Annotated in this window: 5 protein-coding genes and 1 pseudogene; all 6 read left to right on the top strand. The window is 62.9% G+C overall.

What is annotated here, in order from left to right; genetic code table 11:
* A pseudogene (locus ACQY7U_RS21480) lies at positions 1–587 on the top strand (quinohemoprotein amine dehydrogenase subunit alpha); the annotation flags it as partial.
* A gap of 14 nt (positions 588–601) precedes the next feature.
* Positions 602–2,038, top strand: coding sequence for a quinohemoprotein amine dehydrogenase maturation protein (peaB, locus tag ACQY7U_RS21475; protein WP_428649116.1), 1,437 nt, complete (start codon positions 602–604; stop codon positions 2,036–2,038).
* Positions 2,035–2,367, top strand: a complete 333-nt coding sequence (gene qhpC / locus ACQY7U_RS21470; RefSeq protein ID WP_428649113.1) for a quinohemoprotein amine dehydrogenase subunit gamma — start codon at positions 2,035–2,037, stop codon at positions 2,365–2,367. The genes peaB and qhpC overlap by 4 nt, the downstream gene beginning before the upstream one ends.
* Before the next feature lie 34 nt (positions 2,368–2,401).
* Positions 2,402–3,493, top strand: a complete 1,092-nt coding sequence (gene peaD, locus ACQY7U_RS21465) for a quinohemoprotein amine dehydrogenase subunit beta (protein ID WP_428649110.1) — start codon at positions 2,402–2,404, stop codon at positions 3,491–3,493.
* 85 nt (positions 3,494–3,578) lie between these two features.
* Positions 3,579–5,333 (top strand): ABC transporter ATP-binding protein, encoded by a 1,755-nt coding sequence (locus tag ACQY7U_RS21460; protein ID WP_428649107.1) that lies wholly within the window; start codon positions 3,579–3,581, stop codon positions 5,331–5,333.
* On the top strand, positions 5,330–5,764 hold a 435-nt coding region (locus tag ACQY7U_RS21455; RefSeq protein WP_428649104.1), incomplete at its 3' end, for a hypothetical protein. The genes ACQY7U_RS21460 and ACQY7U_RS21455, both read left to right, overlap by 4 nt.

Below are 5,764 nucleotides of genomic sequence, written 5' to 3'. Positions count from 1 at the left end.
TGCAGATCGTCGGGACTGGCCTGGACAGCGTCGGTCTTTCCGGAGCCGTCGAGGCGTCGGGCGGTGCTGCCAATGCCTTCGGAGCAGCAATCGACATCAGTCCAGCTGAGGATGTGGATGGTGCCGTCGCTGTTGCTTCGGCAGGCACGGCGCTGGAGGACGGTCTTGCCGTTTACAGCCATATCGACAGCCTGAAGGTGGAACCGGCCTTCGCGGTTGCCCGCGTGGGCGGCGGCGGCGGATCGGCTGCCAAGGTGCCGGCCCGTTTCGAGGCGGTCGGTTACTGGAACGGCCCGGACGGCCAGCCCGGAACGGAGGACGATATCCGCATCGGCGTCGTGCCCGCATCCTGGTCGGTCGCCCCGTTCAACGAGGAAGCGGAGCAGCTGAAGGATGCCGAATATGCCGGCAAGATGAACGAGAGCCTTGGCATTTTCGTACCGGCGGTCGCCGGTCCGAACCCCGAGCGTCCCTTCTCCACCAACAATGCGGGCAATCTGAAGGTGCTGGCGACAAGCGGCGAGGCGACCGGAGAAGGTCAGCTCATCGTCACGGTCCAGCGCTGGAACGATCCGCCGATCCGCTGAGAAGGAGCAAGACCATGGGATATCTCTTTTTTCAGCCGCAGAACGCGCACAGGGTCGAGGTCGACGGACGGCATCTTCTGTTTCATGTGCCGACGACGTCGCTCTTCGAAATCGACCGGCTCGACAATGATGTGATCGACCTCTTCCGAGACCGGTCGAAAGTGTCGGAAGCCGATGTGCGGGAACGCTTCGGGGGGCGGGTCGATCCCGAACTCGTCACCGAGCGGATCCGCTCCCTGCTCGATCTCGACATCATCACCGACGGCCGCCCGCCGAGGGCGGAGCGGCCGCCGATCCATATCGAGAACTTTCCGCTGACGACGATCGTTCTCAACGTCAACACGGGCTGCAATCTATCCTGCACCTATTGTTACAAGGAGGATCTCGACACGCCGTCCAAGGGCCGGCGCATGGCGTTCGAAACGGCCAAGCGCTCGATCGAGCTGCTCCTTGCCGAAAGTCCCGACCGGGACAGCTACAACGTGGTGTTTTTCGGCGGGGAACCCTTGAGCAATCTTGCGCTCATCCGCGAAGTCGTCGCCTATGCCGAAGACCGGTTCGCCAGCCTCGGCAAGCGGGTGGACTTCACGCTCACCACCAATGCGACACTGCTCACCGAGGAGATCGTCGATTGGCTGAACGCCCACCGTTTCGGTCTGACCGTGTCGATGGACGGCCCCAAGGCGCTTCATGACAAGAACCGAAAGACCATCGGCGGCAAGGGCACCTACGATGTCGTGGCGTCCAAGACCCGGATGCTGCTGGAGCGCTACAGCTCCCGTCCGGTCGGCGGGCGGGTAACCCTGACCCACGGTGTGACTGCCGTCTATGACATCTGGGATCACCTGAAGAATGAAATCGGCTTTCACGAGGTCGGTTTCTCGCCGGTGACTTCCGGGCCGTTTGCGCCGTTCAACCTGACCGGTGACGAGCTGGTGACCGTCTTCGAGGAGATGAAGCGGCTTGGACGGCATTATCGCGACGAGGCGCTCAAGGGCCGCAATATCGGCTTTTCGAACATGCACCAGCTGATGACCGATCTCTATGAAGGCCGGTCCAAGGCGCTGCCCTGCGGGGCGGGGCTCGGCATGCTGGCCGTCGATCATGAGGGCGGGCTCAATCTCTGTCACCGGTTCACCGGATCGGACATGGATACCTATGGAACGGTCGAGACGGGCATCGAAAAGCAGAAACTGGCCCGCTTCATCGAGGACCGGGCGGACCGGACCGACAAGGGCTGCTCGACCTGCCGCATCCGCAACATCTGCGCCGGCGGCTGTTACCACGAAAGCTACGCCCATTTCTCCGATCCGATGAAGCCGACCTATCACTATTGCGATCTCATGCGCGACTGGGTCGATTTCGGCATCGGCGTCTATGGCGACCTGATCGCGGGCGCACCGGCATTCTTTTCAGATCACATCATGCCTCGGAGGGCATTCGGAAAATGAGACACCTGAAACCCCTGAACCAGAAGGCCGATCGGGTCGTCAAGGCGGTCGACACCGACAAGATGGACGAAGTCCGGGCCATGCAAACCGTCGTGGCCGGCTGCACTTCGACCCTCGACCCGGGCTGGGAAGTGGACCCCTTCGGGGGCGTCGCCGCGCTCTGCCAGCCGATGGAGGCGGACCTCTACGGCTGTTCCGATCCATGCTGGTGGCCGGCCCAGGTGCCGGACACGATCAATTCCCACAAGGACTGGGGTGCCGATGCCGACAACGCCGCAAAGGACTGGCGCTCGCTCGGGACCGTTTTCCCGTCGGACAGCGAAACCTGAACGGCGCGTGCCAAAAAGACTGAGGAGACATCCAATGCGAAACCTTATCGCAGCAACCACGGCCGCGCTCTGCATCGGGCTCGCCGCGCTGCCCGCGCAGGCCAGGGACCTGATCGTCACGGTCGCCAAACCGGACAGGCTTTATGTGGTCGATGCCAAGGCCCGGTCAGTCGAAACCGACTGCAAGCTCGATTTCAACCTCATACCCGGCGTGATCGTCATGTCGCCGGACAACACCATCGCCTATATTCTCGGCAACCGCTGGGAGGACGTCTTCGGTGTGGAACTGGCGACGTGCAAGACGGTGTTCTCAGCTCATCAATCCGAAGGCGATATCCGGCGCAAGACCATCGCTTCTCTGGCCGTTTCCAAGGATGGCAAGGAGCTCTACACCATCCGCAACCCGGTCCGTATCCTGGCCGACCGCTATGAAGTGCTGGAGCCGGAACTGGCGGTTTATGACACCAGCGCCGGGCAGAATGCTGCGCCTGTGCGCACCTTTCCGGCCCCCCGCCGCATGACGGTGATGGCGACGGACCGGAAAGGCACGCTCTACGCGGCGGGCCACGAGATCTATGCCATCGATCCGAAAACAGGCGAGTTCTCTGTCAAGATCAAGAATGCCTCCTGGGACAGGCCGACTTATTCTCCGCCGGACGTTCTGGCCTTCTGGCCGATCGGCAGCCAGGCGGACGAGTTCATGTTGCTCTATTCGGCGGCGAAATTCACGGACGAAACCCAGAGCGAACTTGCCGACTTCGTCTGGGGCTATGAGGCGGTCGATCTCACCACGGGAGAGAGCTCGATCGAGGACTTCGCCAGTTTCGAAGTGATCATGTTCTCCGCGGTGCGCGATCCGAACGACAAGACCAAGCTCTACGGGGTCTATACCCAACTCTCCAAGCATGATCTTGCCACCAAGGAACTGATCAAGCGGGTCGACCTGCCGCACACCTACTACTGCATCAACATCTCTTCCGACGGCAAGGAGATCTATGTCGGCGGCACCAACGACGACATCGGCATCTATGACGCCGACACACTGGAGCGTATCGGCGAGGTCTGGCTGCCGTCCGGCGGCGACATGGCCGCAGGCACGCTGCATGTGATCAGCACAGGAAGCTAGGCCGTACGCCATCACCGCAGCTGTCATCCCCGCAAAAGCGGGGATGACAATGGGGGAGCAGCGCACCAGGAAAGCAATCGGGTAGATGAAACAGACGGTGTCATTGACGGGAGCTGCAAAAGCGGGGACGGCAGGAGCAGGGCCTTCCCCGCTGCGCAGCCTCTTCAACCGCCTTTTCGGTGCCCGTGAAGCGGGCTGGCTGATGCCGTTGGTTGCACCCTATCGCGGGCCATTGACGGCGCTCTTTGCCCTGTCACTGGTTTCCGCCGGGACAGCCCTCATCCCTCCCTATCTCACCAAGCTGGTGATCGACCGCGGGTTGATGGCCGGCGACAAGCAGGCGCTGATCGGGTTCAGCATTGCCCTTTTCGCGGTTGGACTGGCCGCCCTTGCGCTTGGCAGCGTCAATTCCCTGTTTCACCTGCGGTTTTCGGCGAGACTGCTCGCGGACTTGCGCCGCGCTGCCGTCGGCCGGATCCTCGCGCAATCGCCCCGCTGGCAGGCCCGGCAGAAGACCGGCGAGCTGATGAGCCGTCTTGATGGCGATGCCGGTGAGGTGCAGCAGTTCACCTTTGCCGCTCTCGTCAACGGTGGCGGCAGTCTCCTGCGGCTCATCGGCGGGCTGGTCATGCTGTTCGTGCTGGCACCCAAACTTGCGCTTCTTGCCGTGGCGCTCGCGCCGGTGGAGCTTGTCTTCTTTGCCAGGGCCCGGCCGGTCACTCATGCCAGGGCACGGGACGTCCGGCAGGCGCGCGGGCAGCTTGCCTCCGGCCTTGCCGAGACCATTACCGGCCTCGGCGCGCTCCGGGCGCTCAATGCCACTCAGGCGGCCAGAGCGCAGATCGAAAAGCGGCAACAGGGCCTCATCTCCGCGCTGATGTCGGCGCAAATGTGGAACGAAATCACCCGTTCGGTACCTATGGTGCTGACCGCACTCCTGCGCGGTGCGGTCTTTCTGGTCGGCGGTCTTGCCGTCATCGACGGCACGATGCCGCTTGGGTCGCTGATCGCCTTCACCGCCTATCTCGGCTTTCTGATCGGGCCGATGCAGTCGCTGATTTCACTCTGGCACGGGCAGGCGCGCATGAAAGCGGCGCTCGACAGGCTCGACGCGATCATGAGTGCGACGCCGGATGTCCGTGACCCCGCCGTGCCCCGGAAACTCGGTGAAGGAGGAGGCGAGCTTGTCCTGACCGGCGTTGCCTATTCCCCGGACGCGGGCGCTCCTCTCTTTGAAGAAGTGAGCGTGACCATCGCCGCCGGCCAGAAGGTCAGGTTGACTGGACCGTCGGGGATTGGAAAATCCTCTCTTCTGTGCCTGCTGCAGCGCCATGACGATCCGAAGACGGGTGTCGTTCTTCTGGATGGTGTCGACCTGCGCCACCTGGCGCTTGAAGACCTGCGCCGTGTCGTGACGCTGGTTCCGCAAAAAGGGCATGTTTTCTCCGGAACCGTCGCCGACAATCTGCGTCTTGGCCAACCAACGGCCAGCGATGCGGAGATGCTCGGGGTTTTGCAGCTCGTCGAGCTGGACGGCCGGGTTGAAAAGGAAGGTCTCGGCACAAGGCTGGGAGAGGGCGGGCTTGACCTGTCCGGAGGCGAACGCCAGCGCCTGTGCCTCGCCCGGGCGCTCCTGCAGCCGTTCAGGGTCCTTGTTCTGGACGAATGCCTGTCTGAAGTGGATGCAGACCGGGTCAGCCGGATCATGGCGGCCATCGATGCCCGTTTCGGTCATTGCACCAGGGTGATCGTGACCCACGGCGAGGCCGGGCGCTATGGGGATTTCGACGCTGAAATCGACCTCGACCGGTTGGCATCCGGAAAAGGGCAGGGGACATGATCCGGATCGGTCTGATCGACGGCGCCTTGCCGCCTGACTGGCCAGAACTTTCCGGTCAGTTCTGGTGCTGCGAGCCGGACGGGCTTCCACTTGCACAGGAGCATGCGATTGCCATGGCGCGGACGTTTGAGGCCTGTGCCGGTCAGTTTGCCCTCGTGAACGCCGTGGTTTTCCCCGGCAGGCTTTCGGCTTCGCTCGACGACGTCTGTACTGCGCTGGACCGGCTTGTACAGGACCCGCCGGACATCGTGCTTTGCTCGTTTGGCATCGCCCGGTCTTCGGTTGAACTGTCTGTTGCGACCGAGCGGCTTTTGCAGGCCGGGAGCCTCGTGGTCGCCTCGGCTCCCGCGCGAGGTGATCCGGTTTATCCGGCGGCCTTTGATGGTGTCGTTTCGGTGCAGGGGGATGCGCGCTGCATGCCGGGTGAATTG

The organism is Roseibium sp. (assembly GCF_050301095.1).
Lineage (GTDB): Bacteria > Pseudomonadota > Alphaproteobacteria > Rhizobiales > Stappiaceae > Roseibium.
This window is presented reverse-complemented; position numbering and strand designations above follow the sequence as displayed.

Bases quoted from the DNA above. Each gene is read 5' to 3' on its own strand.
- peaB (WP_428649116.1), top strand. From the start codon at position 602: ATGGGATATCTCTTTTTTCAGCCGCAGAACGCGCACAGGGTCGAGGTC.
- qhpC (WP_428649113.1), top strand. From the start codon at position 2,035: ATGAGACACCTGAAACCCCTGAACCAGAAGGCCGATCGGGTCGTCAAG.
- peaD (WP_428649110.1), top strand. From the start codon at position 2,402: ATGCGAAACCTTATCGCAGCAACCACGGCCGCGCTCTGCATCGGGCTC.
- ACQY7U_RS21460 (WP_428649107.1), top strand. From the start codon at position 3,579: ATGAAACAGACGGTGTCATTGACGGGAGCTGCAAAAGCGGGGACGGCA.